Annotated in this window: 22 protein-coding genes and 1 tRNA gene; 8 read left to right on the top strand and 15 right to left on the bottom strand. The window is 56.8% G+C overall.

Translation table 11 applies throughout. The annotated features are described in order from the left end of the window. Positions 1-112: 112 nt before the first annotated feature. On the top strand, positions 113-2,620 hold the full coding sequence (locus tag AC2FLZ_RS01500) for a GcvT family protein (RefSeq protein WP_480516118.1): 2,508 nt from the start codon (positions 113-115) through the stop codon (positions 2,618-2,620). A gap of 41 nt (positions 2,621-2,661) precedes the next feature. On the opposite strand, the gene AC2FLZ_RS01495 is transcribed toward AC2FLZ_RS01500, so the two are convergent. From AC2FLZ_RS01495 to AC2FLZ_RS01485, 3 genes are all read right to left on the bottom strand, one after another. Beyond that, complete coding sequence (locus tag AC2FLZ_RS01495; protein ID WP_209504659.1) at positions 2,662-2,997, bottom strand: carboxymuconolactone decarboxylase family protein; 336 nt, start codon at positions 2,995-2,997, stop codon at positions 2,662-2,664. A gap of 69 nt (positions 2,998-3,066) precedes the next feature. After that, the gene (locus AC2FLZ_RS01490; protein WP_480475690.1) at positions 3,067-3,720 is read right to left on the bottom strand and encodes a DUF938 domain-containing protein; all 654 of its coding nucleotides are present in this window, start codon (positions 3,718-3,720) and stop codon (positions 3,067-3,069) included. Continuing rightward, complete coding sequence (locus tag AC2FLZ_RS01485; protein WP_480554008.1) at positions 3,717-4,790, bottom strand: NAD(P)/FAD-dependent oxidoreductase; 1,074 nt, start codon at positions 4,788-4,790, stop codon at positions 3,717-3,719. The genes AC2FLZ_RS01490 and AC2FLZ_RS01485 overlap by 4 nt, the downstream gene beginning before the upstream one ends. Positions 4,791-4,976: 186 nt before the next feature. Here AC2FLZ_RS01485 and AC2FLZ_RS01480 point away from each other — a divergent pair, with 186 nt between their 5' ends. Both AC2FLZ_RS01480 and AC2FLZ_RS01475 read left to right on the top strand, forming a co-directional pair. Beyond that, positions 4,977-5,381, top strand: a complete 405-nt coding sequence (locus AC2FLZ_RS01480) for a hypothetical protein (RefSeq protein WP_480476916.1) — start codon at positions 4,977-4,979, stop codon at positions 5,379-5,381. Further along, the gene (locus AC2FLZ_RS01475) at positions 5,378-6,610 is read left to right on the top strand and encodes an HlyD family secretion protein (RefSeq protein WP_496881638.1); all 1,233 of its coding nucleotides are present in this window, start codon (positions 5,378-5,380) and stop codon (positions 6,608-6,610) included. Before AC2FLZ_RS01480 ends, AC2FLZ_RS01475 begins: the two co-directional genes overlap by 4 nt. A gap of 62 nt (positions 6,611-6,672) precedes the next feature. Here AC2FLZ_RS01475 and AC2FLZ_RS01470 read toward each other — a convergent pair whose 3' ends face one another. The 7 genes from AC2FLZ_RS01470 to AC2FLZ_RS01440 form a co-directional block, all read right to left on the bottom strand. Further along, complete coding sequence (locus AC2FLZ_RS01470) at positions 6,673-7,818, bottom strand: iron-containing alcohol dehydrogenase (RefSeq protein ID WP_480516124.1); 1,146 nt, start codon at positions 7,816-7,818, stop codon at positions 6,673-6,675. Between the two features lie 67 nt (positions 7,819-7,885). Then, positions 7,886-9,268, bottom strand: coding sequence for an aldehyde dehydrogenase family protein (locus AC2FLZ_RS01465; RefSeq protein WP_496881637.1), 1,383 nt, complete (start codon positions 9,266-9,268; stop codon positions 7,886-7,888). A gap of 94 nt (positions 9,269-9,362) precedes the next feature. Then, positions 9,363-10,724 carry a glutamine synthetase family protein gene (locus AC2FLZ_RS01460; RefSeq protein WP_496881636.1) on the bottom strand — a complete coding sequence of 454 codons (1,362 nt, stop codon included), beginning with the start codon at positions 10,722-10,724 and terminating at the stop codon, positions 9,363-9,365. A gap of 57 nt (positions 10,725-10,781) precedes the next feature. Continuing rightward, positions 10,782-11,819, bottom strand: coding sequence for a TRAP transporter substrate-binding protein (locus tag AC2FLZ_RS01455; protein ID WP_480475702.1), 1,038 nt, complete (start codon positions 11,817-11,819; stop codon positions 10,782-10,784). Positions 11,820-11,877: 58 nt separating this feature from the next. Beyond that, positions 11,878-13,203, bottom strand: a complete 1,326-nt coding sequence (locus AC2FLZ_RS01450) for a TRAP transporter large permease (protein WP_480624546.1) — start codon at positions 13,201-13,203, stop codon at positions 11,878-11,880. Further along, a complete protein-coding gene (locus tag AC2FLZ_RS01445) occupies positions 13,203-13,724 on the bottom strand; it encodes a TRAP transporter small permease subunit (protein ID WP_480475706.1) in 522 nt (173 codons plus the stop codon). The genes AC2FLZ_RS01450 and AC2FLZ_RS01445 overlap by 1 nt, the downstream gene beginning before the upstream one ends. Positions 13,725-13,740: 16 nt before the next feature. After that, positions 13,741-14,526, bottom strand: coding sequence for an N-formylglutamate amidohydrolase (locus AC2FLZ_RS01440; protein WP_480545787.1), 786 nt, complete (start codon positions 14,524-14,526; stop codon positions 13,741-13,743). 103 nt (positions 14,527-14,629) lie between these two features. On the opposite strand from AC2FLZ_RS01440, the gene AC2FLZ_RS01435 reads away from it, so the two are divergent. The 5 genes from AC2FLZ_RS01435 (at position 14,630) to AC2FLZ_RS01415 (ending at position 20,612) form a co-directional block, all read left to right on the top strand. Continuing rightward, entirely contained in the window at positions 14,630-15,502 is an 873-nt protein-coding gene (locus tag AC2FLZ_RS01435) for a MurR/RpiR family transcriptional regulator (protein ID WP_480482048.1), read from the top strand. 103 nt (positions 15,503-15,605) lie between these two features. Beyond that, positions 15,606-15,679, top strand: a tRNA-Gly gene (locus tag AC2FLZ_RS01430). 127 nt (positions 15,680-15,806) lie between these two features. Beyond that, positions 15,807-17,627 carry an ABC transporter transmembrane domain-containing protein gene (locus tag AC2FLZ_RS01425; RefSeq protein WP_496881635.1) on the top strand — a complete coding sequence of 607 codons (1,821 nt, stop codon included), beginning with the start codon at positions 15,807-15,809 and terminating at the stop codon, positions 17,625-17,627. A gap of 159 nt (positions 17,628-17,786) precedes the next feature. After that, on the top strand, positions 17,787-19,676 hold the full coding sequence (locus AC2FLZ_RS01420; RefSeq protein ID WP_496714877.1) for an acyl-CoA synthetase: 1,890 nt from the start codon (positions 17,787-17,789) through the stop codon (positions 19,674-19,676). Positions 19,677-19,688: 12 nt separating this feature from the next. After that, positions 19,689-20,612, top strand: coding sequence for an alpha/beta hydrolase (locus AC2FLZ_RS01415; RefSeq protein ID WP_496809093.1), 924 nt, complete (start codon positions 19,689-19,691; stop codon positions 20,610-20,612). 10 nt (positions 20,613-20,622) lie between these two features. Here the strand turns inward: AC2FLZ_RS01415 and AC2FLZ_RS01410 are convergent, their stop codons facing one another. The 5 genes from AC2FLZ_RS01410 to AC2FLZ_RS01390 all read right to left on the bottom strand — a co-directional run bounded on the left by AC2FLZ_RS01410 (position 20,623) and on the right by AC2FLZ_RS01390 (position 26,623). After that, positions 20,623-21,459, bottom strand: a complete 837-nt coding sequence (locus AC2FLZ_RS01410; RefSeq protein WP_480475716.1) for an alkaline phosphatase family protein — start codon at positions 21,457-21,459, stop codon at positions 20,623-20,625. A 156-nt stretch (positions 21,460-21,615) separates the two neighbouring features. Further along, positions 21,616-23,253 carry an ABC transporter ATP-binding protein gene (locus AC2FLZ_RS01405; protein ID WP_480554016.1) on the bottom strand — a complete coding sequence of 546 codons (1,638 nt, stop codon included), beginning with the start codon at positions 23,251-23,253 and terminating at the stop codon, positions 21,616-21,618. After that, a complete protein-coding gene (locus AC2FLZ_RS01400; protein WP_496881634.1) occupies positions 23,250-24,065 on the bottom strand; it encodes an ABC transporter permease in 816 nt (271 codons plus the stop codon). Before AC2FLZ_RS01400 ends, AC2FLZ_RS01405 begins: the two co-directional genes overlap by 4 nt. After that, positions 24,065-25,021 (bottom strand): ABC transporter permease, encoded by a 957-nt coding sequence (locus tag AC2FLZ_RS01395; RefSeq protein ID WP_480516140.1) that lies wholly within the window; start codon positions 25,019-25,021, stop codon positions 24,065-24,067. The genes AC2FLZ_RS01400 and AC2FLZ_RS01395 overlap by 1 nt, the downstream gene beginning before the upstream one ends. 15 nt (positions 25,022-25,036) lie before the next feature. Then, a complete protein-coding gene (locus AC2FLZ_RS01390; RefSeq protein WP_480516142.1) occupies positions 25,037-26,623 on the bottom strand; it encodes an ABC transporter substrate-binding protein in 1,587 nt (528 codons plus the stop codon). Between the last annotated feature and the right edge of the window lie 96 nt (positions 26,624-26,719).

The raw sequence follows: 26,719 nt of genomic DNA, 5'->3' as shown, positions 1-26,719 counted from the left end.
CGCTTTCGATATTCGGGTCGTTTTTTTCATATCACTGGTCGGATGAATGTCGCGCTATCCCCCTTAAGTACGCCATATGGTGTCAACTGATTTCAAGGGGAGACGCCCGGTTATGAAAACCCAAGTCAAAGCATTGGTCGTAGGCGGCGGCGCCGTTGGGACCTCGATTGCCTATCACCTGGCCAAAGCGGGCTGGGACGATGTGATGTTGATCGAACGGGACGAGCTGACGTCCGGGTCCACCTGGCACGCCGCGGGCCTGTTGCCGCTGTTCAACATGTCCTATGCGACGACCCATATCCACAAGTATTCGGTGGATTTCTACAAGACGCTTGAGGAAGAAACCGGCCTGAATGCAGGCTTCGCGGTTGTGGGCAACCTGCGCATGGCACAGACGCAAGAGCGTATGGACGAATACATGCTCTATGCCTCGACCGCCGAAACCTGTGATGTGAAATACGAATGGCTGACCCCGGACCAGATCAAGGAACGCTGGCCGCTGATCGAGACATCGGATCTGAAGGGCGCGATCTATCACACCGAGGACGGTTATATTAACCCTGCCGATGTGACCCAGGCGATGGCCAAGGGGGCCCGCCAGCGCGGGGTTGAGATCGTGCGCAAGATGCAGGCTGACGCGTTCCACTGGAACGGCACGCACTGGGAAGTGACCTGCACCAAGATGGTTGAAAAGGGCGGCAACCTGGTGCCTTCCGACGAGCAGGTCGTGATCACCGCCGAACATGTTGTGACCGCGTCGGGCAACCACGCGCAGCGCACCGCCAAGATGCTGGGCATCAAGATGCCTGCCATCCCGGTGGAACATACCTTTATCGTCATGGACAAAGACCCCGAGTTGGTCAAATGGCGCGAAGCAGGCAACCCCGAGCACCCCGTTGTCCGCGATGCCGACAACGAATCCTATGCGCGTGAAGAACGCGGTGGCTGGATTCTGGGTATCTATGAACACGGCGCCCCCGCGCAGTTCGAATTCGGTGTGCCGGACAGCTTTCGCGCCGACCTGTTCCCGCTGGATCTGGACCGGATCGCCGAGCAGTACATGGCAATGGCCGAGCGCGTGCCGTCCTGTGCCGAATCCGGCCTGAAGGATGATTTCAACGGCCCGATCTGCTATACACCGGATGGCAATCCGCTGGTTGGTCCGGCTCCGGGTTTGCGTAACATGTGGCTGGCCGAAGGTTTCAGCTTTGGCATCACCGCTGCGGGCGGGACCGGCTATTATCTGGCACAGATGATGGTCGATGGCGAAGCCGAGATCGACATGGCCTCGCTGGACCCCAAGCGTTACAGCAGCAACTGGATGACCACCGAGTTCGCGGCGCGTAAGAATGAAGAATGCTATGAGCATGTCTACATCCTGCACCACCCGGATGAAGAGCGTGAAGCCTGCCGTCCGCTGCGCACCGTTCCGGCCTATGATCGCCAGAAAGCACGCGGTGCTCAATTCGGCTGGGTGAATGGCTGGGAACGCCCGAACTATTTCGGCCCGCTGGACGCGCCCGAGAATTTCGACAAGGAAGCACGCTCGTTCCGTCGTGGCGGCTGGTGGCAGTACGCCGTCGAAGAAGCCAAAGCGATCCGCGAAGGTGTTGGCCTGATCGACGCGTCGGCCTTCACCAAGCATGTCGTCAAAGGCCCCGGTGCCACCCAATTCTTGGATTGGTTCACCTGCAACAAGCTGCCTAAGGTCGGTCGTATCAACCTGACCTACGCGCTGACCTCGCACGGGACCACCCGCACCGAATACACCATCGTCCGCAATGGCGAGAACAACTACTACATCGTCTCTGCCGGTGCATGGACCGAGTACGACGCCGACTACCTGCGTAAAGCAGCCGAGGACAAGATGGGGGAGTTCGGTTACATCGAAATCCAGGACGTGACCACGCAATGGGGCGTCTTCGCTATCGCCGGACCCAAGTCGCGTGATGTTCTGAAAGAAGTCATCAAGGACGCCGACCCGGAAACCGCGCTGTCCAACAAACGCTTCCCGTGGCTGTCGGCCCGTCAGATCGAGCTGGGCATGTGCCCGGTCAACGCGATCCGCGTGGCCTATACCGGTGAGCTGGGCTGGGAACTGCACCATCCGATCGAGATGCAGAACTACCTGTTCGATTTGCTGGAAAAGGCCGGTGAGAAGCACGGCATGAAGCTGGTTGGTGCCCGTGCCCAGAACTGGCTGCGTCAGGAGAAATCTTACCGCGCCTTTGGCACCGAACTGGGCCGCGATGCGACCCCGTTGGAAGCCGACCTGCCGCGCTTTGTCGACCTGTCCAAGGACTTCCACGGCAAGGCCAAGCTGGAGGAGACCGGTGTGCGCGCCAAGTGCTGCACCTTGTTGATCGACGGTCCAGCCGATGCTGACCCGTGGGGCCGCGAGGCGCTGTACACGCCAGAAGGCGAGCGTGTAGGCCGTCTGACCTCGGGCGGCTATTCTGTCGCGTTCGAGAAGTCGATCGGGATGGGCTATGTGAAGCCTGATCTGGCAGTCGAAGGCACCAAGCTGAAGGTCAAGATGCAGGACAAGCTGTGGGATGCTGTCGTGACATGCGACAGCCCCTATGATCCGAAAAACGAAACCATCCGCAAGGACGGTTGATCAATCTAAGGCCCCGGAATTTCCGGGGCCTTTTCTGTTGGTTACGCGGATAGTTCGTCGAAACATTCCAACGCCTTGGCAGCATACATCATGGCTGGTCCACCACCCATCTGAATGGCCATACCCAAAACGTCGGACACCTCTTCGCGTGTTGCGCCTGCTTTGACCAACGCGTCGGTGTGCAGGGTAATGCAGGGCTCGCAGCGGAGCGACACCGACATGCCCAACGCTATAAATTCCTTTGTTTTATAGTCGAGCGTTCCGCCTTCCTTCACAGCCTTCCCAAGTGCGCCGAATGCGCGCGACGTGTCGGGAATGGCCCCGTTGAGATTGCGCAAACTTGTACGAGTTGCCGAGAGCTTTTCTTGCCAAGCCATTTTGAGTGCCTTTTTCATATAAGATAACGGGAATATGTGCGGGCAGTGGTAAGTTGACCTTGATCTCGATCAGTTGGCAGGGCGCTCGGAAACAAATGCAAGGTTATTTGCGGGCATGTCGATGGTTTTCAGCACGCGCAACCCTACCTGCTGGAACAGGCCAAGCATATCTTTGTCGTTCTTGTAGCCAATGTCGGGATCTTGTCCGATCAGAGCCTCGTGAAACCTTTTGTCCCCGTCGCTTGTCAATTGGCCCGAGCGTTTGAATGGGCCGTACAAAACGAACCTCCCGTTTTCAGTCAGGGACTGAGCGATTTCGGCGAAAATGGTTCTGGTATCCTGCCAACTGATCAAATGTATCAGGTTGATCAAGACGATCAGGTCCTGCGATGGGAAGCGCGCATGCCAGCCCGAATTCGTTGCGTCCAGATGTTCGGCGCTTGCCACGTTGGGTAAGGCGCTGGCATAGGCGTCGATGCTATTGCGGCGTTCAGGGTCAGGTTCGGTGGGATGCCACGTCAGATCGGGCAGCAAATCAGCAAACGCACAGACATGCTGACCGGTTCCGCTTGCAATCTCCAATGCGTGCCCGCGGCGCGGTGCCCAGTCTTGTAGCACCGCACAAAGCGCATCGGAGTTCCGCGTTGCTGCCGGGGCAACAAGTTTACCATCCTCCCCCACGTTGGCGACACTCGCAGAGGGCGGTAGATAGCGTTTGATCATCTGTTCAACCTGTTTGTGGTCAGCGATTTGACACTGTCAGGATCCAGCACCGGCGCGTTTCCGATCACAAGATCACACAACAACTGCGAAGCTGCTGGTGCTGTTTGGAAACCATACCCGCCTTGACCCGCAGACCAGATAAACGACGGGTCAATCGGGTCGGGCCCAAGCACCAAGGTTCCGTCCGGTGCGAAACTGCGCAATCCTGCCCAGTTCGTTTCGACTCGTGTTACTGCCTCGGTCATCAATTCTTCATAGCGCGCCAGACCTTCGGCCAGCACCATGTCGTCGGCATAGGCGTCCTGAGGTGGTACGGTGTCGGCTTCGCAAGGCGAAACAAGCAGCTTGCCCGCGTCTGGTTTGGCGTACCATGTTTCGCCTGTGCCCAGCATCATGGGCCATCCGGATACATCATGGCCTCCGGGGGCGGGCAGCCGCGCCATTGATCGGCGGCGAGGAGAGATGCCGATAGGTGGTACCCCGGCAAGCATGGCAATTTCGTCCACCCATGCACCGGCCGCATTCACCAAATTGCGGGCTTCGAAGATCTGCCCGGCCTCGACCAGCCAATGCCGCTCTTTTCGAATGCCGGTTACTTTGCTTTTGGTTGCAACGGTTCCCCCGTTCTTGCGAATGGTCCGCGCGAAATCCTGCAACAGACGATCAGTATCGATGTCAAATGCGGCTTCACTGATTGCCGCGAAACCCACCTTGGCCGGGTTCAGGATCGGAACGCTCGAAATCGCCTGATCCATCGAAATTCTTTCCATGTTCAGGTCTCTGCGGTCGGCTTCGAAAACTTCGCTCTGGTCAAATGAACCGATCAGCATCAGTCCGCGCGGGGTCAGGTACCCACCGTCCTGCGTGCGCAGGAATGCCGCTCCAGCCCTGTTCAGCGCCACCACGGATGGCGGACCATAGCTTTCTTCAAACAGGGCTGCCGAGCGACCCGACGCGTGATACCCCAAGGCGTCTTCGGCCTCTAAAACCATCACGGTTCCATATTGCGACAAGCGCGCTCCGGCGCTCAACCCGGCAATTCCGCCCCCGATGACGAGGAAATCGATCATTATTTGTGTTCCTTCCGCAGCAGGTTCGCCACAAGTTTTCTGGGCTTCATTTAGCTCTTTGGGTCAAGCATTTGGCATTTCGAAGATTCTCCAAAATATATGCAGCCTTGAATTTGGGCTTCAACCCGGTCAAAGAAGTATCAAAACGAACAGGAGGGCAAGGTGACCGCAGCAGATCTTCATCCAATGGCCACTGGGCACATTCCCCGATACGTCGTCGCAGCTGACGGAAGCGATTACCTTTTTTCGGCTATGGTCGTCTTCTTTGTCATTCTCGTGGTGCTGATCGGTGTTGGGTACCTGACGCTTCATTCGGTTCCGGAAAAAATGGCGCACGAGAACAACCATCCGCAATTTCAGTTGGTGGGCATTCTGGCGCTGCTGGCCCTGTTTACTCATAACGGGATATTCTGGATTGCCGCTGTACTAGTCGCAGGGTTCCAGTTTCCGGATTTTGCAACCCCGCTTAAAAACATTGCCGATGCCATTCGTTCTCTTGGACGTGCGATTGCTCCGGAACCGGTGCCCGAGGCACCTGCGCCAACCCCTGGCGTTTCAGAATCCACGGACGTTCAGGAACAAAACACATGATTGAGACCCTGCTTTGCGCCCTGATCACGGTGCTGCCCGATTATCTGTTCCGCCGGTTTGTTCAGGGCAAACGTATCGGTCACGAGATCACCCTTTTCACCATGTGGTACGAATTGCGCTGGGGTCTTACGACCTGTGCCATTCTGGCGCTGACGGTAATCACCACGCTGTTTTATTTTCACCCAGCCAGCAAAACCGCAGCGTCCTATTTTCGAACCGTGACGATCCTGCCGCAGCTAGGTGGCCGTGTTTCGGAAATTTTCGTTAAGAACAATGAACTGGTAACTGCTGGCCAGCCGATTTTCAGGATCGAAGATTTCAGCCAGACAGCACAGGTTCAGGCGGCAAATGCACAGATCGCACAGGTTCAGGCCTCGCTGAAAGTGGCTGAAACTGATCTGGCCGAGGCTGATGCCGGTATTGCCGGCGCCAAGGCGGCTTTGGCGCAGTCCTTGGACGATCTTGAACGAAATACGACCCTGCGCGACCAAGGTTCAAGCGCTGTCCGGCTGACCGAGATCGAGCGGCTGGAAAACCTTGTTACCGAGCGTGAGGCGCAGGTGGTTGCGGCCGAATCCAGGCGTGCGGCAGTTGAACAGCAGATCGAAGAGCTGATCCCCGCGCAACTGGCCAGCGCCATTGCACAGCTGGATGCCGCGCAGACCGAGTTGGACAAAACGCTGATTGTCGCCGGTGTTACCGGACGGGTCGAACAGTTTAGCCTGCAAGTTGGTGATTACGTGAGCCCGTTGTTGCGTCCTGCGGGCATCCTCGTTCCGTCGCATACCGGACATGACCGTTTTCAGGCTGCTTTCAACCAGCTGTCTGCTCAGGTGATCAAACCAGGTATGATCGGTGAGTTGGGCTGCATGACCAAGCCATTCACCGTAATTCCCACTGTGGTGGTCGAGGTGCAGGATGTCATACCGTCCGGCCAGATCCGTCCATCGGATGAACTGCGGGATGTGCAGAATAACACCAATCCCGGCTCGATTCTGGTCTATATGGAGCCGCTGTATAAAGGTATGGCCGATGACCTTCCTCCGGGCAGCAACTGTCTGGCCAATGTCTACACCGACAACCATGACCGTCTGGAACACGAGGATTTGGGCTTTTGGAAAGCTGCTTTCCTGCACGTGGTCGACACAATTGGCGTGGTCCATGCGGCAGGTTTGCGTTTGCGCCTGATCCTGATGCCCGTCAACACGCTGGTGCTGACCGGGCATTGATCCGGTTCCCGCAGAACAGTTCTTAACGCGCCCGGCAGGTTCCCCGCCGGGCGCTCGTATTATTAAAGCGCTGCTTTGAACAGCTGTGTCAGGTTTTCTTTGGTCAACTCAATCGGGTTCCCGCCACATGACGGGTCGATGATTGCGCCTTCGACGAGCGTTGGGATTGATGTCTCGGTAACGCCAATGTCTGCCAGCTTTCGCGGGATGCCGAGGCTGTCGTTGAATTCCTGCACAAAGGCGCGGAAGCCATCGAACCCTCCGTTGATACCCAGATAGGCGGCAGCCTGCTGGAAACGATCTGCGATGGCGGGAGCATTGAAATCCAGGACGGCGGGCATGCAGACCGCATTGGTGGTGCCGTGATGGGTGTTGAAGTGCGCGCCGACCGGGTGGCTCATGGCGTGGATCGCACCAAGACCTTTTTGGAAGGCAGTTGCGCCCATGGCAGCAGCGCTCATCATCTGGGCGCGGGCCTCAATGTCGCTGCCATCTGCGTAGGCGCGCGGAAGATATTCTTTCACCAAACGCATACCTTCCAGTGCGATGCCTTGGCTCATCGGGTGATAATGCGGGCTCGAATAGGCTTCGACACAATGCGCGAAGGCGTCCAGACCGGTGCCTGCGGTGATAAATTTGGGCATCCCAACCGTCAGTTCAGGATCGCAGATCACCACCGTCGGCAGCACCTTGGGGTGGAAAATGATCTTCTTGGCATGGGTCTCGGAATTTGTGATGACGCTGGCGCGGCCAACCTCGGAACCGGTCCCCGCAGTCGTCGGAACCGCAATGATCGGCGCGATCGCATCCGCGTCGGCACGGGTCCACCAGTCGCCGATATCCTCAAAGTCCCACACGGGCCGCGTCTGGCCGCACATGAAGGCGACCATCTTGCCTAGATCCAGCCCCGAGCCGCCGCCAAAGGCAATCACACCATCGTGCCCACCGGCCTTGTATGCCGCAACGCCTGCGTCGAGGTTTTTCTCATTCGGGTTTGGGTCCACGTCACTGAATATACCGCGGCCCAGACCAGCCGCCTCCATGATATCCAGCGTCGCCGCAGTGATTGGCAGATCGGCCAACCCCTTGTCCGTGACCAACAGGGGTTTCTTCATCCCGGCTGTGGCACAGGCTGCGGGCAGTTCCTTGATGCGCCCGGCACCAAATTTGATTGCGGTCGGATAGGACCAGTTTCCAACAAGTGACATGTCAGGTTTCCTTTGTGATTTGAGACCTGCTCGGGCGAGGGGGTCAGACCCGAGCAGGCCGTCGTCCTTAGCCCGTGACCTTCTTCAGGTGGTAAGATTTTGGACGGGTGAGATTGTGATAGCCGATGACCGAAAGACCACCGCCGCGCCCGGTATTCTTGCAACCGGTCCAGCACAGCCCAGGGTCCAGATAGTCGGCCCGGTTCATGAAGACGGTGCCGGTCTCGATCTGGTCGCCCACACGCGCCGCGCGGTCCACATCGCGGGTCCAAAGGCTGGCTGTCAGACCAAACTCGCTGTCGTTCATCAGCGCGATGGCCTCAGCATCCGAGGACACTTTCATGATGCCCACCACCGGGCCAAAACTTTCGTCCCGCATCACCCGCATATCATGGGTCACATTGGTCAGAATCTGCGGCGTGAGATATGCGCCGCCGTCATCCTCGGGGAAGGCTTCAATATGCGCGACCGCACCGGCCTCAACCGCTTCGGCAATCTGCGCGCGCACCTCGTCAGCGAAACGCACATTGGCCATCGGACCAATGGTTGTTTCGGCGTCCAGCGGATTGCCCAGTTTGTAGCCTTTCACGATCTCAACGGCCTTGGCGACAAAGTCATCATACAGGCTTTCGTGAACGTAAATCCGCTCGATCCCACAGCAACACTGGCCCGAATTGAACATCGCGCCGTCGATCAACGTATCGACCGCCGCGTCCAGATCGGCGTCGTCCATGACATAACCCGGATCCTTGCCGCCCAGTTCAGTGCCCACGCCCGTAAAAGTCCCCGCCGCCGCACGCTCCATGGCCTGACCGCCACCGACCGAACCGGTGAAGTTCACAAAGTCGAACGCGTTACCCGCGATGAGGTCATTGGTCACGTCGTGGCTGAGGAACACATTCTGGAACACGTCTTCGGGCACCCCCGCCGAATGGAACGCCTGCGCCATCCGCTCACCAACCAACAAAGTCTGGGTTGCGTGCTTCAGAACAACCGTGTTGCCCGCGATCAGCGCGGGCGCCACCGTGTTGATCGCCGTCATGTAAGGATAGTTCCAGGGGGCAACCACAAAGACCACCCCATGCGGAATACGCTTGATATAGCGTTTGAAGGTTTCATCTTCACCCACGGCAATATCGGCCAGTGACGTCTCGGCGATCTTTGCCATATGGCTGGCACGTTCGTTGAAGCCACCAAACTCGCCGCCATAGCGCACCGGGCGACCCATCATATGCGCCAGTTCCGGAACGATCTCATCATTCATCGCGCCGACAGCCGCGACGCCCGCCATCACCAGATCAATCCGCTCCTGCAACGGTCGCGCTGCCCAGGCTCCCTGCGCCGCCCGCGCCCGCGCCGCGATCTCAAACGCAGCCTCCCGCGACAGCACCTCGCGTTCCGCATAAACCGATCCATCGATCGGCGAGACACATTGCAACATCTGCCCCATAGTTACTCCATCTCTAAAGAGAGCAGGATCCCTGCTTCATCTGGCCATAAATATCCCGGGGTGCGCGAGGGGCTGGCCCCTCGCTTCCTCCCTCTCAAGCCCGCTCAAACCCGCGGGCCACTTCCCAATCGGTTACCACGCGCTCGAATTCCTCGATTTCGACCTCAGCCGCACGGGTATAGTGATCGACAACCTCATCGCCCATCGCCGCGCGCAGCATCTGTGATCCGTGCAAAGCGTTGCGTGCATCCTTCAATGTACCCGGGATCTTTCCCGTCTCGCCCTGATAGACATCGCCCTTGGTCGGCGGCTGCAACTCCAGCCCTTCTTCGATCCCTGCGATCCCGGCCGCCAGCATCCCTGCAATCGCCAGATAGGGGTTCATGTCCGACCCGGGAATACGGCACTCGACCCGTATCGCCTTGGTGCCATCCCCGCACAGGCGGTACCCGGCCGTACGGTTGTCTACAGACCAAATGATCCGTGTCGGTGCAAAGGTGCCCTTCATGAACCGCTTGTAGCTGTTGATGTACGGTGCCATGAAATACGTGTAATCAGCGGCGTATTTCAGCAGGCCGGCCATATAGCTTTTCATCAGCGCCGACATGCCCAGTTCATCCCCGGCATCATAGAAGGCAGGTTTGCCATCCGCCCATAGCGACTGATGCACATGCGACGAGCTACCAACCCTTTCATGATGCCATTTCGGCAGGAAGGTCGCCGCATGACCCTGCTGCCAGGCGATTTCTTTCACCGCGTTCTTGGCGATCGAGTGATACTCTGCCGTGTCCATCGCAGGTGCGTATTTGATGTTCAGTTCTTCCTGCCCGGCCTCGGCCTCACCTTTGGTGTTCTCGACCGGAATGCCCGCATCCCACAGGTGGTTGCGGATCGGGCGCATCACATGCTCTTCCTTGGTGGTCTGCATAATGTGATAATCTTCGTTATAGCCCGAGATCGGCTCCAAATCGCGGAACCCTTCCTTTCGGATTGCATCAAAACTCTTCGCGAACAGGAAGAATTCCAGTTCGGTGGCGCACATCGCCTCATACCCCATCGCCTTCAGGCGGTTCACCTGTTTCTTCAGGATCGAACGCGGCGCATGTGCCACTTCCTCATGGGTGTGGTGATCCAGCATATCGCACATGACCATCGCGGTGCCTTCCAGCCAGGGCACCGGGCGCAATGTGCTAAGGTCTGGCTTCATCACATAGTCGCCATAACCCCGCTCCCAGCTGGTCGAGGCATACCCATCCGGCGTCGCCATCTCGAGGTCCGTGGCCAGCAAGTAGTTACAGCAATGTGTCTCTTCCCACGCGCCAGCCACAAAATGACCTGCATGAAAACGCTTGCCCATCAAACGACCCTGCATGTCAACCATGCAAACCAATACTGTGTCGATCGCGCCGTCTGCGACAAGCGATTTCAGGGTTTCGAAAGTCAGAGTTGCGGTCATGAAACAAACCTCATGCGTTGAGTAGGGGCGCCGAATGACAGCGCCCCTGTTTTGATATCAATCGAAGGTGTAAGGGGCACCGGCCTGGTTAATGACCGAGTTATACTCACGGAAGATACCAACGATCTTCTGGTGAATTTCGCCTTCCTGTGCGACCTCGTCCCAGAATTCGATAGCGGCATTTTCCACTTCTTTCCATTCCGCTGCCGGAACCTGACGCAGCTGTAGCTTGTCACCCTTTGCGCGCAAGGCCGCTTCACCGCCCCAGTACCACTGGTTACGATAGGTGTGGCCTGCTTCGACGCCCGCCATCACAACCGATTTCAGGTGGTCGGGCAGCTCGGCCCAGCGTTCCTGGTTTGCAAACCAGGACCCAATCCACGCGCCCGAGATGTTGTTGGTCAGGAAGTAGTCGGTCACATTGGCCCAGCCAACGGTGTAGTCTTCAGTGATGCCCGACCAGGCCATTCCGTCCAACTCACCGGTTTGCACCGCCACTTCCGCGTCTTCGTAGGGGATATTGACCGGTACAACGCCAAACTTGGCAAGAAAACGCCCGGCCGTCGGGAAGGTATAGAGCTTCAGCCCATCCAGGTCGCCAAGGCTTTTGATTTCCTTTTTGGTGTTGAAGTTGCAGGGGTCCTGACCCGCTGCCGACAGCCACGTCACACCAACCTTCTCATATTCCGAGCGCCAGATATCAGCCAAACCGTACTGGTTGAACAGCACCGGAACGTCCAGAATATGCTTGGTAGCGAAGGGGAAATAGCCCCCGAATTGACGCAGCGGAGTAGGCGAAGCCATGGAATCGTCGTCCGAATGAACACCATCAATCGTGCCGCGTTGCAGGGCCTGGAACAGTTCACCTGTCGGAACGATCTGGTCCGCATAGAACAGTTCGATCTCAAGCTCGCCATTGGCATTGGCGTTGATGTAATCGATGGCTGGCTTGGTCACATGCTCGCCCAATGCGCCACCGGCATAGGTCTGGAACCGCCACTTGATGGCGGATTGCGCTTTGACGATCGCAGGAGAGGCCAGTGTGGCGGCTCCCGCCAGACCGGCGGAGCTTAGAAATCTGCGTCTTGTAGTCATTGTCTTTTCTCCTCTGTTTAGTCTTGCTGAACTTCGCCCCTTGCCGGGGTCTTGTGACTTAATTTCCATAGACATAATTCGGCAGCCAAAGCGCGATTTCAGGAAAGATGATGATTATGGCCAAGGCGCAGACCATCACCAGAACAAATGGAACGATCGAACTGTAGATATCGCGCAGCGATATTTCCGGGGGGGCCATCGCGCGCATCAGGAACAGGTTATAGCCGAATGGCGGCGTCATATAAGCGATCTGCGTGGTGATCGTATAAAGTACGCCGTACCAGATAAGATCAAAGCCAAGCGCACCCACCAGCGGAACGTAAAGCGGCGCGACGATAACCAGCATGGCCGTATCGTCCAGAAACGTGCCCATCAGGATAAAGCTGAGCTGCATGAGAACCAGGATCATCCACGGGGAAAGACCCAGTTTTTCGGTGAACAGGCTTTCGATTGCCTTGACCGCACCCAACCCGTCGAAGACAGCGCCAAAAGCCAGAGCCGCCAGAATGATCCACATGAACATGCACGAGATGCCCAATGTGTGCCGAATTGAATTCTCGAAAACCGTGCGTGTCAGCCGTCCTTTCAGAAAGGCGGCCAGCATGGCCGTGGTGGCTCCGATGGCAGAGGATTCCACCAATGATGTCCAACCGTTAACAAAAGGGACCATCATCACCATAAATATGCCCAAGGGTAACAACCCGGCTTGCAACAGCAGCAGCTTTTCTCGCAACGGAATGTCGCGGTCTTCCGCGGGCAGGACCGGGCCGAGCGACGGATTGATGCGGCAGCGGATGACAATGTAGATTATGAACATGGTAGCCATCATTAGCCCGGGTATCACTCCGGCGAGCCATAGCTGGCCAACGGGTTGCCGCGCGATCATGGCATAAAGAACCAGAACAACGGATGGTGGCACCAGAATCCCAAGGGATGATCCGGCCTGAATGACGCCGGTCACCATGCGCTTGTCATAGTTCCGGCGCAGCAATTCCGGCAAGGCAATCGTGGCACCAATCGCCATACCTGCAACGGACAACCCGTTCATTGCCGAGATCAGAACCATCAGCCCGATGGTTCCAACAGCCAGACCACCGGACAGGCCGCCCATCCAGACATGGAACATCTTGTAAAGATCATCTGCGATCCGGCTTTCGGAAAGGATGTACCCCATGAAAATGAACATGGGCAGTGTCAGCAGCGGGTACCACTTCATGACCTTGATCGCAGCGGCAAAACCCAGATCGTAACCGCCCCTATCCCCCCAAAGGAACAAGGCTGAAACCACAGCGACACAGCCGATTGCACCAAAGACGCGCTGGCCGGTCAGCATCATTAGCATCATTGATGCGAACATCAGCAAGGCAATCATCTCGTATGACATCAGATTACCTCACGCGGGATATCGTCGCCGCACAGGCGCAAGATATCCTTGAACAATTCGGACACGGCTTGCAGCAGCATCAGGAAGATACCGATAACCATGATCAGCTTGACCGGCCACAGGTAGGGCCGCCAGATCGTCGCGCTGCGCTCACCGCCATATTGGAAAGAATACATCAGGCTGTCCCATCCACCCCACAGCAAGATGAGCAGATAAATGATCAGGAATACGACTGTGAAGGCATCCGTCCAGGCCTTGCGGCGATGAGACCATTCGCCATAAAGCAGGTCCATTCGCACGTTTGACCCCATCTGGATCGAATAAGGGCCACCAAGCATATAGTAGGCCACCATGGCGAACTGAGCCATCTCGAGTGTCCAGAGCGACGGTACGAAAAAGGTTTTCGAGACCGAAGACCAGAACAGAATACCCATCATGACGAAAATGCCGTACATGACGACGCGTCCGATCCAGCGGTTCGTTCGATCAATGACCGCCACGTAGCCCCGCAAGAACTTCATCTCGATACCTCAACTCTCATTGTTTCGCCTCTGTGTGCGAATACGCATCAATTACCGTTTGCAGGATCGGCGTCAGAATCCCGGCGATGCGGTCTACTCCCGTTGGTGTGTCGATAAGATCGTTTCGAACCTCGACCATGACATTCGGAAGCCCCCGACTGATCGCATGTTCCTGCAACGTGTGCGTGACGCCATCCGTGGCAGAGTAAGGTTCGTTCAACGCGGCATTCAGACCCGAGCCCTTGGCACAGCGCAGCATAAGTTGGGCCGCCCTGTCATCTTCGTCATGAAGAATGCCCAGTTCGACTGATCGTGTCTTTCCGTTGTAGACGGGCGTGAAACTGTGCATCGTGACAACGACAGGCGGCCGGTCCTGCGCGTCCAGAGTGGACGACAAAAGCTGTTTGAACGGCTCATAAACCTCGTGGATTCTTTGGGCGCGTTGGGTGTCTGTCAGGTTCTCATTGCCGGGAATGGAAAACACTTCGCTTACCTGCGGCATAGCATCTGCACGTTCAGGCGAGCGGTTGCAGTCGTAAACAAGTCGGCTGATGCAGGAATGAACCAGCGGCGCGTCCAAAGCCTTCATCAATTCGACCGAAAGCGCCAATGCGCCAATATCCCATGCTGCATGAGACAATGCTGCGTCCTCAGTCAGGCCCAATCCGTTCAATGACGCTGGGATGAATCGGCTAGCATGTTCGCATACCAAAACGCACTGCGCCCGGCCGTTGGCATTCTGCGCGCGGGCTGCCGGAGCTTCGGTTGGAAGTAGCATTGGTGTCTCGGAATCGTGGTGCATAAGAAGCATTTGTTACAGCAACCTCAGACCTGTCAAGAAAATTACTGTAGACAAAATTACAAACAATCATATCCTGTAAAAAATTTGAGAAATGAAGGTGCCGATGGCCACCGTTGCGAAACTTGTCAAACAGCGGATACAGGAAGAGCTTGACGATCTGACACGGTCAGAACGGCAGCTGGCCTCGGTACTTTTGCAGGATTATCCAATGACCGGCTTGCAATCGATCACCAAGCTGGCAGCTGCTGCGCAGGTCTCGACCCCGACGGTCATACGTATGGCACGCAAGCTGGGTTTCGACGGTTTTCCCGCCCTGCAGGACGCCCTGCGAGAAGAGGTGGCGGCACAGATCAAAAAGCCGATCTCGAAACGGGATGCCTGGGTTGTGGATGACGCGGCGGAGCATCCCACAACGCGGTTTGCGCAGGCTGTTTGGACAAATATGCGCCACACGCTGGAACGTCTGGACAAAGAGATGTTCGACACCGTTGCCCAGCTTCTGGCAAATACGGATCGCCATCTTTACGTCGTGGGCGGGCGTATCACGCGTTCAAATGCGGACTATCTGTTCAATCACATGCAGATTATTCGACCCAATGTGACGATGCTGGGCAATTCGGCAAACGTTTGGCCGCAGTACCTGCTTGATATGGATGAAACCTCGGTTCTGGTGATTTTTGATATCCGCCGATACGAGGCCTATCTCGAGAAATTGGCGCAGGTCGCATCAAGCCGCGGCGTGACGGTTATCCTGTTCACCGACCAATGGGGATCACCGATAGGCAAGACCGCCAATTACACCTTTCACGCACTGGTCGAGGCGCCATCTAGCTGGGATTCAACAATAGCATTGCAGCTGATATCGGAGACCCTGATCGCTGAAGTGCAAGAGGCACGGTGGGAAGAAAGCAAGGAGCGCATCGAGGAACTTGAGCGGTTTTTCTCCTCGACGCGGATATTCCGCAGTCACGATTGAAGGCCGTACTTCCACCGGGAAATATCACGGTTTTGGTCGTGCAAATTTTCACACTTCCCGCTTGACGCGCCCCGGCGCATGACTTAACCAGCGCAAACCATTTGCGGGTATAGCTTAATGGTAAAGCCCCTGCCTTCCAAGCAGGCTATGTCGGTTCGATTCCGTCTACCCGCTCCAATCCCCACTAATTTCTGCGTCAAATGGCCCTTATGGCTGTCTGTTTTTGGCAGGAATGCTTGACCAGAACGGCGGCTGGGGCCAAGAAAGCGTTCACTTTGTAGCGTTCAATTCACAAGGGCCGGACATGGCAAGACAGACCGCCAATAAACCAGCACAATCAGCGGCTCCTGGCGCTAGCGAAGAGCGGGCCCGCTCAAGGAAAATCGGGGTGCTGGGGTCGCTTTGGCCCTTCATGAAGCCTTACAGGCAATTGATGATCGGGGCGACAATGGCGCTGATCCTGACGGCCAGCATGACGCTGACCCTGCCATTGGCCGTGCGGCGCGTCGTCGACAATTTCCGCATTCAGGACGGTGAATTGCTGGACTGGTACTTTTTGGCAGCGTTGGGCATTGCCGCTGTTCTGGCTGCGGGAACCGGTATCAGATATGCGTTGGTCACACGGTTGGGGGAACGTGTGGTTGCTGACATCCGCAAGGCTGTATTTGATCGTGTGATCGGCATGAGCCCCGAATTCTACGAACGCATCATGACCGGTGAAGTGTTGAGCAGGATCACCACCGACACGACACTCATCCAATCGGTTCTTGGCTCATCCGTTTCCATCGCGCTGCGCAATATGCTGATGTTTATCGGCGGGCTGGTTCTGATGCTGTTGACCTCGGCCAAGCTGACCGGGCTTGTCTTGCTGCTTATCCCCGTGGTGGTGGTGCCGATATTGATTCTGGGTCGGCGTTTGCGCGTGATCAGCCGTGAAAACCAGGATTGGATCGCTGCGTCATCCGGAAACGCGGGCGAGGCATTGGGGGCGGTACAGACCGTGCAGGCATTTACCCACGAACAGGCCAGCCGGCAGCAATTTGATGAGATGACCGAGATGTCCTATACCGTTTCACTGCGTCGGATTCAGACGCGCGCGGTGCTAACGGTGATTGTGATATTTCTGGTATTTTCAGGCATCGTTGGCGTTCTGTGGATGGGTGCAAATGACGTACGCAACGGTGTGATGACCGAGGGCGTTCTGATTCAATTCGTGATCTACTCGATCATCATGGCGGGTTCAGTCGCGGCCCTGTCCGAGATTTGGAGCGAGCTTCAGCGCGCCGCCGGAGCCACCGAGCGACTTGTCGAGTTGCTGAATGCCGAAGATTCGGTTTCGGACCCGGCCAAACCCGCTCCTTTGCCAAAGGACGTCCGAGGGGAGATTCGGTTCGAAGATGTAAGTTTTCGCTATCCAGCGCGCCCCGATACAATCGCGCTGGATCACTTGTCGCTTCAGGTAAACCCGGGCGAGACCGTTGCCTTTGTCGGACCGTCAGGGGCGGGTAAGACAACGATCATTCAATTGATTCAACGGTTCTATGACCCAAATTCGGGCCGGGTGATGTTGGATTGCCATGATCTGCGGGAACTGGATCGCACAGATTTCCGAAAGTACATGTCATTGGTGCCGCAGGATCCAGTGATCTTTGCCGCCTCAGCCCGCGAAAACATTCGTTTCGGTCGTCTGGACGCAACGGATGCCGAAGTAGAAGCCGCAGCCCGTGCCGCCATCGCACATGATTTCATTGCCGCATTGCCCGATGGGTATGACAGTTTTGTCGGCGAACGCGGTGTCATGCTGTCGGGTGGGCAAAAGCAGCGTATCGCAATCGCCCGCGCAATATTGCGCGACGCACCTGTGCTGCTGCTGGACGAGGCGACCTCGGCCCTTGATGCGGAAAGTGAACGTGCAGTGCAGGGCGCAGTGGATCAGATGCGTGCCGGCCGCACGACCCTGATTGTTGCGCACAGATTGGCCACCGTAAAGAAAGCCGACCGCATTGTCGTTCTGGAAGAGGGCCGTATCGTGGCGCAGGGCAGCCATGATGATCTGGTGTCCCAGGATGGGCTATATGCGCGCCTCGCACGGTTGCAGTTCACCGATGGCGTAGCAGCAGAATAGGAGTGACGCTCGGGCATTTGTGAATTCGCCGTAGCGTCATTCTACAGTTTACTCTCTTTCAAAGCTAAGGCCTCGCTTGCGCGAGGTTTGTTTTGCTTCCATCTTGGATGCGAACAACAAGCTCGTGCAAAAACACGGGAGAAAAACGGGAGGAACCACATGGCCTTTGTGGGATTGGAAGACAAAACGCGCATGGAACAGGAAATGTCGTGGGAGGATCGGGATTTGCCTGTCACCTTCCATCAGCTCCTGTCGCGCACGGCAGAGAGATTTCCCAACCACAACGCCATCAGTTTTCAGCTACTGTCCGGGCCCACGGACAAGGCTGAGACCCTGACTTGGTCGGAACTTCTGGGCAAGGTCAATCAGGCGGCAAACCTGTTCCGCTCGCTGGGTGTCGGTGAAAATGACGTGGTGGCCTATGTACTGCCAAACTGTAACGAAACACTGATTACAATGATGGGCGGTGCAGTTGCGGGAATCGTGAACCCGATCAATCCGTTGCTGGAGCCCGAGCAGATTGCGGCGATCCTGCGCGAGACAGGCGCCAAAGTGGTTGTTACACTAAAGTCTTTCCCGAAAACAGATGTTGCCCAAAAGGTAGAAGAGGCGGTGCGCCACGCGCCCAAGGTCAACACCATTCTGGAAATCGACCTGAACCGGTACCTGACGCCGCCCAAGTCGTGGCTGGTTCCCTTCCTGCGCCCCAAGATGGGCGAAAAGGAAAAGCTGGCGCACGCGGATTACAAGAACTTCAACAAGGAACTTGCCAAGCAACCGACGACGCTGACATTCGAGGACAGCAATGAAGATCGCGTTGCTTGTTATTTCCACACCGGTGGGACCACCGGGATGCCCAAGGTGGCGCAGCATAAATACTCGGGTCTGATCTACAATGGCTGGCTGGGCAACACGCTGTTGTTTGATGAGAATGACGTCATCATGTGCCCGCTGCCGATGTTCCACGTCTTTGCCGTGCATGTTATCGTGATGGCAGCCGTGTCGTCGGGTGCACATGTGATTTTCCCGACACCTGCAGGTTATCGCGGTGACGGTGTGTTCGACAATTTCTGGAAGCTGATCGAGCGTTGGAAAGTGAGCTTTATCATCACTGTTCCAACCGCGATATCAGCCAAGATGCAACGCCCGGTGGATGCAGATATATCAAGCGTGAAAACCGCCTTTTCGGGTTCGGCGCCACTGCCGGTGGAGTTGTTCCGCCGCTTTGAAGAGGCGACGGGCGTCACCATCGTCGAAGGTTACGGCCTGACCGAGGCCACCTGTCTGGTCTCGTGCAACCCTGTGGATGGCGAGAAAAAGATCGGTTCGATCGGTATTCCGTTCCCCTATACGGATGTCAAAATCCTGCTGGACGGGCCGGATGGGCCGACAGAGTGCGGCACTGATCAGATTGGTGAGATCTGCATCTCGAATCCCGGTGTGTATGCAGGCAACACGTATACAGAGGCCGAAAAGAACATTGGTCTTTATCACTTTGACAAATACCTGCGTACGGGCGACCTAGGGCGGTTTGACGAAGACGGCTACCTTTGGATCACCGGTCGCGCCAAGGACCTGATCATTCGCGGTGGTCACAATATCGATCCTGCCGAAATCGAAGAGGCGCTGCTGGGTCACAATGCAGTTGCCTTCGCAGGAGCGATCGGTCAGCCGGACGCGCATTCGGGCGAAGTGCCCTGCGCCTTTGTCGAATTGGTTGATGGGGCGTCGGTCACTGAAAATGAGCTGCTGGAATATTGCAAAGTTCACGTGCATGAGCGAGCCGCACAACCCAAGCATATAACCATTCTTGACGAGTTGCCGAAAACTGCGGTCGGCAAGGTGTTCAAGCCGGACCTGCGCAAACACGCCATCACCCGCATCTACAATGGTGCTCTTGACGCTGCGGGTCTTGCTGCGCGGGTTGTTCTGGTGATCGACGATAAAAAGCGTGGCCTTGTCGCGCAGCTTGACGCGAACGGATCTTCGGAAGACGATGTCTCGAAAGTGCTGGGCGCATTTACCCGGCCCTGGGAGTGGTCCAAATAAGCCGGAGGAACAATGGACTATGAACGCCTGATCGACGAAGAAACCTGGGCGTTCATACGCCGCACGGCCGAAAGCTATCCGGATGATGCGGTCGATTTGTCCATCGAGGACCAGCGTCGGGTCTATGACACGATGTGCAAGCAGTTTCGCCAACCGCGCCCTGCCGGTGTCGAAACCCAGGACCTGTACGCCGATGGCGTGCCGGTCCGCCATTATACCGCCGGGCATCCGACCCGAACGGTTGTGTATTTTCATGGTGGTGGCTTTGTCGTTGGCGGGTTGGACAGCCACGATGATGTCTGTGCCGAGTTTTGTGCGCAGACGGGATACCGCGTCGTTTCAGTCGACTACAGGCTGTGTCCTGAACATGTGCATCCAGCGCAGTTCCAGGATTGCTGGACAGCTGTGAAATGGGCGGCGGTCGAGTATGGCGATCCGCTGGTTCTGGCCGGGGACAGCGCGGGAGGAAATTTGTCAGCAGCTATTGCCCACCATGCGCGCGGGCGGCTGGACAATATTCTGGGGCAAGTCCTGATCTATCCCGGCCTTGGCGGAGATCAATCGCGCGGCTCATATCTTGAGCACGCCCATGCTCCTTTACTGACACTGGACGACATCAAATTCTATGAAACCGTCCGATACACAGGCGCCCAGCCGCAAGGCGATCCGACTTATGCGCCGCTACAGGAAAATGATTTTTCGAAACTGCCGCCAACTGTTGTGATTACCGCTGACTGTGACCCGCTCCGCGATGACGGGAAGGTCTATTGCGAGCGGATAAGCGCGGCTGGTGGTCAGGCCCATTGGATCAACGAACTTGGCCTTGTTCATGGGTACCTACGTGCGCGAACCTCGGTAAAGCGCGCAGCAGACAGCTTCGAACGGATCTCGGTCGCTATCGAAGCACTGGGGCAAGAGATCTGGCCCTACGACTGAAGTGAGTCAGTTACATCAGGAACGGCTTAGCCCTCATCGTGTCTGCGAGGGGCGCACCCAATCGGCTCAGAATGGTCGGGGCCAATTGGATCTGGTCGATTACGGTTTCTACGTCAGGCCCGTCGGCATCGCCGAAGTAATACAGCGCGGTTTCCTGTTGCAGGGGGCTGCGCCCTCCGTGGTGTCCGCGCTCGTCTTGGCCATGATCGGCGGTGACGATCACCTCATACCCCAATTGGCGCCAGCGAGGGATGAACGGGGCCAGCATCTCGTCTGCAACAAAGCAGGCATGATCCATTTCTTCGCAGTCGTGATAGAAACGGTGACCCATGCTGTCCAGTGTACAGGTGTGCAGGATGCCATAGTCCAGCCCAAAGCGCAGACACAGATTGGTCAAGGTGGCAAATAGATCGACGTCGGACGGGGTCATCTGGTTGTCTTTGCCGTAGCCGGTCATGCTGTGAAAGCGACCGTGATTGATGGTCTGGCTCTCTGGCTCGTCATATTCGACGTCGCGGACATAGTCGAACGGGTGACGGTTGAAGAACTGCGACCAAAAACTGTGTGTGACAGCCCCAGTCACGCCGCCGGCCTCACGTACCTGGCTAAAGACATCCTTATGGCTCAGGCGAAAGACGTTGCCGTTTCCGGTGCAGCCGTGTTCTTGCGGCGTTACGCCCGTATGGATCGATGCATAGCAACTGGCCGAAGTTGAAGGCAGCACTGCGCGGTGCTTCCACACCCGAGCTTCGCCGCTGTCGACCCAGCCTTCGAGGTTGCCGAACAGGCGGCGGAAATTCCGGTATGGTACTCCGTCCAGAATGATCAATAGTAGTTTACGGTCCATGGCTTGGCCCTTTGATCTGAGTATTTCATGCGGACGATACGCGAGTTGAAACCACGCGCCTGCCAAATCGCGTCCCAAATAATAAATTCCCGACGTCAGCCAAGGTGCAAAACGCCGGGAATCCATTTCTTCAAAGTGATGTTACAGGCGCAGAGATCAGTTCCCCGCACTTTCCATTTTGCGATGGGCAACGACCTCTTCCAGCCAGCCCAGATGCATCTCGGGCACCGAGCTCAGCAGAAGGTCTGTATAGTCGTCGAATGGCGGGCTGAGCACCTGACTCTTTGGACCATAACGGGCCACGCGTCCCTGATACATCACCGCGATGCTGTCGCTGATCGCCCGAACCGTCGCCAGATCGTGGGTGATGAACAGATAGGCCACATCCTCGATCTTCTGCAAATCCAGCAGCAGTTTGAGGATACCGTCCGCTACAAGCGGGTCGAGCGCCGATGTCACTTCGTCACAGATGATCATCTTGGGCTTGGCTGCCAGTGACCGCGCGATGCAGACGCGTTGCTTTTGGCCACCGGACAACTCGGCCGGATAACGGTCGATGAACTTCTCGCCCAACTCGATCTCGTCCAGCAGTTCGACGACCCGTTTGCGCTTTTCGGCACCGCGCATGTTGAAGTAGAACTCCAGCGGGCGTCCGATGATCGTACCCACTGTCTGGCGCGGGTTCATTGCCACGTCAGCCATCTGATAGATCATCTGCAACTCGCGCAGGTCCTCGCGGGATCGTCCGGCAAGGTCAGGCGAAAGCTTGCGTCCGGCAAACGTAATCTCGCCATCGCGCGGCGGCAGCAGGCCGGTGATCACTCGGGCAAGTGTCGATTTACCCGACCCGGATTCACCCACAACCGCCAGCGTCTGACCCGGATGAAGCTCGACATTGACGTTGTGCAGCACGTCGAAATTCAACCCCTTGTAGCGCGCGGTGATACCGTCAACGCTCAGCAGCGGTTCCGCTGTGGGCTGTTTTTCCTCGTGCTCGATCGAACGGACCGAGACCAGAGCCTGCGTGTACTCTTCCTGCGGGTTGTTGATGATCTGATCGGTTGACCCATATTCGACCGTATTCCCCATCCGCAAAACCATGATTTCGTCGCTGACTTGCGCCACGACCGCAAGGTCGTGCGTGATGTAGAGAGCAGCAACACCGGTATCGCGAATGGCTTCTTTGATCGCCATCAGCACGTCGATTTGCGTGGTCACATCCAGAGCCGTGGTGGGTTCATCGAACACCACCAGATCGGGTTCAGGGCACAGCGCCAGCGCCGTCATGCATCTCTGCAACTGTCCGCCTGAAACCTGGTGCGGGTAGCGTTCACCGATATTATCCGGGTCGGGTAGGCCTAGTTTGGCGAACAGTTCCCGCGCGCGGCCTTCGGCCTCTTTTCGCGAAAATTTCTTGTGCTCGACCGCAGCTTCGACAACCTGATCCATGATCTTCTTGGCCGGGTTGAACGACGCGGCTGCGGATTGCGACACATACGCAACCTCACCCCCGCGCAGATTGCGGATTTCGCCATGCGACGATTTCAGGATATCGCGCCCATTTACCCAAACCTCGCCGCCGGTAATTTCAACACCGCCCCGGCCATAGGCCATAGAAGCGAGGCCGATGGTGGACTTACCGGCACCGGATTCTCCGATCAGGCCCAGCACCTTGCCGCGTTCGAGGTCAAAACTGACCCCGTGCACGATTTCGATGTCATGGGGTTTTTCACCCGGTGGATAGACCGTTGCACCGATCTTGAGGTCACGGACCTTGAGAAGGGTATCACTCATCCCCGGCCTCCTTTCAGCGATGTGGTTCTGTTCAGGACCCAGTCAGCGACAAGGTTGACCGAGATCGCCAGCGTCGCGATGGCCACAGCTGGGTACAAAGCTGCGCCGATGCCATAAACGATGCCGTCCTTGTTTTCCTTCACGATGCCGCCCCAGTCGGCCAGCGGTGGCTGAACGCCCAGCCCCAGAAACGAAAGGGTCGAGATGAAGAGGACCATAAAGATGAACCGCAGCCCAAACTCGGCCACCAGAGGTGACAGGGCGTTTGGCAGGATTTCACGGAAGATGATCCAGGCACGGCCTTCGCCGCGCAACTTGGCGGCCTCGACATAATCCATCACGTTGATGTCGACGGCAACCGACCGCGACAGGCGATACGGGCGTGTCGCGTCCAGAAGACCCATCACCAGGATCAGGATCGGGACCGTCACCGGGACAATGGCCAGAATGACCAGTGCCAGGATCAGGGTCGGGATCGACATGACCAGATCAACTGCCCGGCTGAGCACCTGATCGGCCCAACCGCCCAGAACCGCAGCCAGCAAACCCAGCGACGTGCCGGTCGCAAAGCTGAGGATCGTAGCCGCAGCCGCAATGAAGATCGTCGTACGCCCGCCGTAGATCATGCGTGTCAGCAGATCCCGACCGATATTGTCGGTGCCCAACAGGTGTTCGGCGCTTGATGGCTCCCACACATCGCCAACCACTTCGGCCATGCCGTAGGGCGCAATCCAAGGCGCGGCTAAGGCGACAAAGAAATAGAGACCTGTGAAAAACAGACCGATCATCGCCGAAATTGGAATATTCTTCATCATTTCGGATGCCTCAGTCTTGGGTTGGCCAGGATCGACACGATATCGGCCACCATGTTCAGCCCGATATAGACGGCGGCAAAGACCACACCACACGCCAGCACGACCGGCACGTCACGCTTGGTTACCGAGTCCACCAGGTATTGTCCCATGCCGGGATAAACGAACACCACTTCGACCACGACAACGCCCACGACCAGATAGGCCAGGTTCAGCATCACCACGTTTACAATGGGTGAGATCGCGTTCGGAAAGGCGTGTCGCGCAATGACCTGAAAGTTTGACAACCCCTTCAGTTCCGCTGTTTCGATATAGGCCGACTGCATCAGGTTGAGGATCGCCGCGCGGGTCATGCGCATCATCTGCGCCAAGACCACCAGCGTCAGCACGAAAGCGGGCAATGCGATCGCATTGAGTTTTTGCCCGAATGACATCGAGTCATTGATCATCGCAAGCGAGGAAAACCAGCCCAGCTTTACCGAAACATAGTAGATCACCACGTAGCCGATCAGAAACTCTGGTATTGACACTGTCGTAAGCGTGACAGCTGAGATCAGCTTGTCCGGCCAGCGGTTGCGGTAGCGGACTGCCAGCAAGCCAAGGAAGATGGCAAGCGGAACCGAAACCACGGCCGCGGCGCATGCCAGAAACAATGTGTTGCCCAACCGTTTGCCAATGCTTTCCGCAATGTCGAGCTTGTTGGTCAGGGACTGACCCAGATCACCCTGAACGATACCGCCCAGCCACTCGAAATAGCGGGTCAGGGCAGGCCGGTTCAGGCCCATTTCTTCGCGCAGGTTTGCAAGGGCCTCTGGAGTTGCGGACTGCCCCAGGACGGCTTGCGCTGCGTCTCCGGGAAGGGCTTCGGTCAGGCCAAAAATCAGGGCCGAAGCGCCAAACAGCAATAGGAGTCCCAGCGCGAGGCGCTGGGAAACCAGTTTGATGATAGGATGCATGATCCGTGGCCCGTTTTAGACGAACCACATTTTGCGGGACATATTGCCGTTCATCATCTCTTGGTTCGGATCTGATTCCCAACCATCCAGCTGATTACTGACGCCTTCAACAAAGTTGTTGAACATCGGGCAGATCAAGCCGCCTTCGTCGCGGACCAAACGGCCCATCTGGCTATAGATGCCTTTGCGCTTTTCTGCATCCAGTTCTGCACGCGCCGAAAACAACAGATCGTCAAAGGCCTGAACTTTGAAACGAGTGTCGTTCCAATCCGCAGTTGACAGGTAAGCGGTAGTATACATCTGGTCTTGTACAGGGCGACCACCCCAGTACGACGCACAGAAGGGCTGGACGTTCCAGACTTCGGACCAGTAGCCATCGTTGGGCTCACGTTTGATTTCCAGCGGGATACCAGCCTGAGCGGCCGTCTGCTGGAACAGAGCTGCGGCGTCGACAGCACCTGGGAAGGCACCATCTGCAACACGCAGGATAATCGGCGAGCCATCATGGCCAGACTTTTTGTAGTGCTCGGCCGCCTTTTCGACACTGAACTCGCGCTGCTCGATTGTTTCGTCAAACAGTGGGTAGGCCGCGTTGATCGGCATATCATTACCGATCGAACCGTAGCCTCGCAGAACCTTGTCTACCAGGTCAGCCCGATTGATGGCGTATTTCAGCGCGGTGCGCAGTTCATTGTTATCAAACGGTGCCGTGTCGCAATGCATGATGAAGACATAGTGACCGCGACCAGCGGTAGAATGTACGGTCAGGTTGGGTGCGCGGCCCAACAGGTCGGCAACTTTGGGTTCCACGCGGTTGACCGCGTGGACCTGTCCGGATTGCAGGGCAGCGGTACGCGCAGTTGCGTCGTTGATGACGATGACTTCGACACTGTCGAAATTGCCGTAATCGCTGTTCCAGTGGTTTTCGTTCTTTGTAAACAAGTGACGCACACCGGGTTCGTCAACTTCCAATTTGTACGGTCCAGTCCCGATACCTGCCCCCGGATTATCCATACCGCCATCAGGCTGAATGATCAGGTGGTAATCGGCCATCAGATAGGGCAGGTCGGCGTTTGGCTCGGTCAGGGTGACCTGGAAGTTGTCGCCGTCAGCTTTCATTGACTCAATGCCCTTCATGATGCCCAGGGCACCGGACTTGGAGTCTTCGTTCGAGTGGCGCTGCATGGTTTTCAGCACGTCTTCGCTGGTCATAGTCTTGCCGTTGTGGAATTCGACACCCTGACGCAGCTTGAAAGTCCAAACCTTAGCGTCGGCGCTGCCTTCAACGCTTTCCGCCAGACGCGGCTCGATCGAGCCGTCTGGTGCAACTTCAACAAGCTGGTCACCAAACTGTTTGCCGTTCTGGAAGGGAACCGAGCTTGCGTAGGTCGCTGGGTCCAGAGAGTTAGTGGATTCACCACCCTGAAGACCAAATTTCAAATCACCGCCCTTTTTCGGCCCAGCAGCCCGAGCGGCGTCCGCGAACATTGTGCTGGCCATCGCAGCCGAAACACCCAGAGCCGCGGCTTTCCCCATGAATTCGCGGCGGGTCATTTTTCCGGCTGTGACCTGACCGGCCATATGCGTGATTTGTTCGTTCATCGATTATTCTCCCTATCGAGTGGTTTTAACCCTTTTCGGGTTTTTGTTGACGCATGAGTCAACGTTGGCTTATTTCGGCGGACCGGGCAAGGGTAT

The sequence above is a fragment of the Ruegeria sp. YKSF131 genome (assembly GCF_059612645.1).
This window is presented reverse-complemented; position numbering and strand designations above follow the sequence as displayed.

Excerpts from the sequence above, each read along its gene's own strand:
- AC2FLZ_RS01390 (WP_480516142.1), bottom strand. The coding sequence starts at position 26,623 with ATGAACGAACAAATCACGCATATGGCCGGTCAGGTCACAGCCGGAAAA.
- AC2FLZ_RS01450 (WP_480624546.1), bottom strand. The coding sequence starts at position 13,203 with ATGTCATACGAGATGATTGCCTTGCTGATGTTCGCATCAATGATGCTA.
- AC2FLZ_RS01480 (WP_480476916.1), top strand. The coding sequence starts at position 4,977 with ATGGCCACTGGGCACATTCCCCGATACGTCGTCGCAGCTGACGGAAGC.
- AC2FLZ_RS01410 (WP_480475716.1), bottom strand. The coding sequence starts at position 21,459 with ATGGACCGTAAACTACTATTGATCATTCTGGACGGAGTACCATACCGG.
- AC2FLZ_RS01470 (WP_480516124.1), bottom strand. The coding sequence starts at position 7,818 with ATGTCACTTGTTGGAAACTGGTCCTATCCGACCGCAATCAAATTTGGT.
- AC2FLZ_RS01405 (WP_480554016.1), bottom strand. The coding sequence starts at position 23,253 with ATGAGTGATACCCTTCTCAAGGTCCGTGACCTCAAGATCGGTGCAACG.
- AC2FLZ_RS01490 (WP_480475690.1), bottom strand. The coding sequence starts at position 3,720 with ATGATCAAACGCTATCTACCGCCCTCTGCGAGTGTCGCCAACGTGGGG.
- AC2FLZ_RS01435 (WP_480482048.1), top strand. The coding sequence starts at position 14,630 with ATGGCCACCGTTGCGAAACTTGTCAAACAGCGGATACAGGAAGAGCTT.
- AC2FLZ_RS01475 (WP_496881638.1), top strand. The coding sequence starts at position 5,378 with ATGATTGAGACCCTGCTTTGCGCCCTGATCACGGTGCTGCCCGATTAT.
- AC2FLZ_RS01465 (WP_496881637.1), bottom strand. The coding sequence starts at position 9,268 with ATGGGGCAGATGTTGCAATGTGTCTCGCCGATCGATGGATCGGTTTAT.
- AC2FLZ_RS01420 (WP_496714877.1), top strand. The coding sequence starts at position 17,787 with ATGGCCTTTGTGGGATTGGAAGACAAAACGCGCATGGAACAGGAAATG.
- AC2FLZ_RS01400 (WP_496881634.1), bottom strand. The coding sequence starts at position 24,065 with ATGAAGAATATTCCAATTTCGGCGATGATCGGTCTGTTTTTCACAGGT.
- AC2FLZ_RS01415 (WP_496809093.1), top strand. The coding sequence starts at position 19,689 with ATGGACTATGAACGCCTGATCGACGAAGAAACCTGGGCGTTCATACGC.
- AC2FLZ_RS01425 (WP_496881635.1), top strand. The coding sequence starts at position 15,807 with ATGGCAAGACAGACCGCCAATAAACCAGCACAATCAGCGGCTCCTGGC.
- AC2FLZ_RS01460 (WP_496881636.1), bottom strand. The coding sequence starts at position 10,724 with ATGACCGCAACTCTGACTTTCGAAACCCTGAAATCGCTTGTCGCAGAC.
- AC2FLZ_RS01440 (WP_480545787.1), bottom strand. The coding sequence starts at position 14,526 with ATGCACCACGATTCCGAGACACCAATGCTACTTCCAACCGAAGCTCCG.
- AC2FLZ_RS01495 (WP_209504659.1), bottom strand. The coding sequence starts at position 2,997 with ATGGCTTGGCAAGAAAAGCTCTCGGCAACTCGTACAAGTTTGCGCAAT.
- AC2FLZ_RS01485 (WP_480554008.1), bottom strand. The coding sequence starts at position 4,790 with ATGATCGATTTCCTCGTCATCGGGGGCGGAATTGCCGGGTTGAGCGCC.
- AC2FLZ_RS01395 (WP_480516140.1), bottom strand. The coding sequence starts at position 25,021 with ATGCATCCTATCATCAAACTGGTTTCCCAGCGCCTCGCGCTGGGACTC.
- AC2FLZ_RS01445 (WP_480475706.1), bottom strand. The coding sequence starts at position 13,724 with ATGAAGTTCTTGCGGGGCTACGTGGCGGTCATTGATCGAACGAACCGC.
- AC2FLZ_RS01455 (WP_480475702.1), bottom strand. The coding sequence starts at position 11,819 with ATGACTACAAGACGCAGATTTCTAAGCTCCGCCGGTCTGGCGGGAGCC.
- AC2FLZ_RS01500 (WP_480516118.1), top strand. The coding sequence starts at position 113 with ATGAAAACCCAAGTCAAAGCATTGGTCGTAGGCGGCGGCGCCGTTGGG.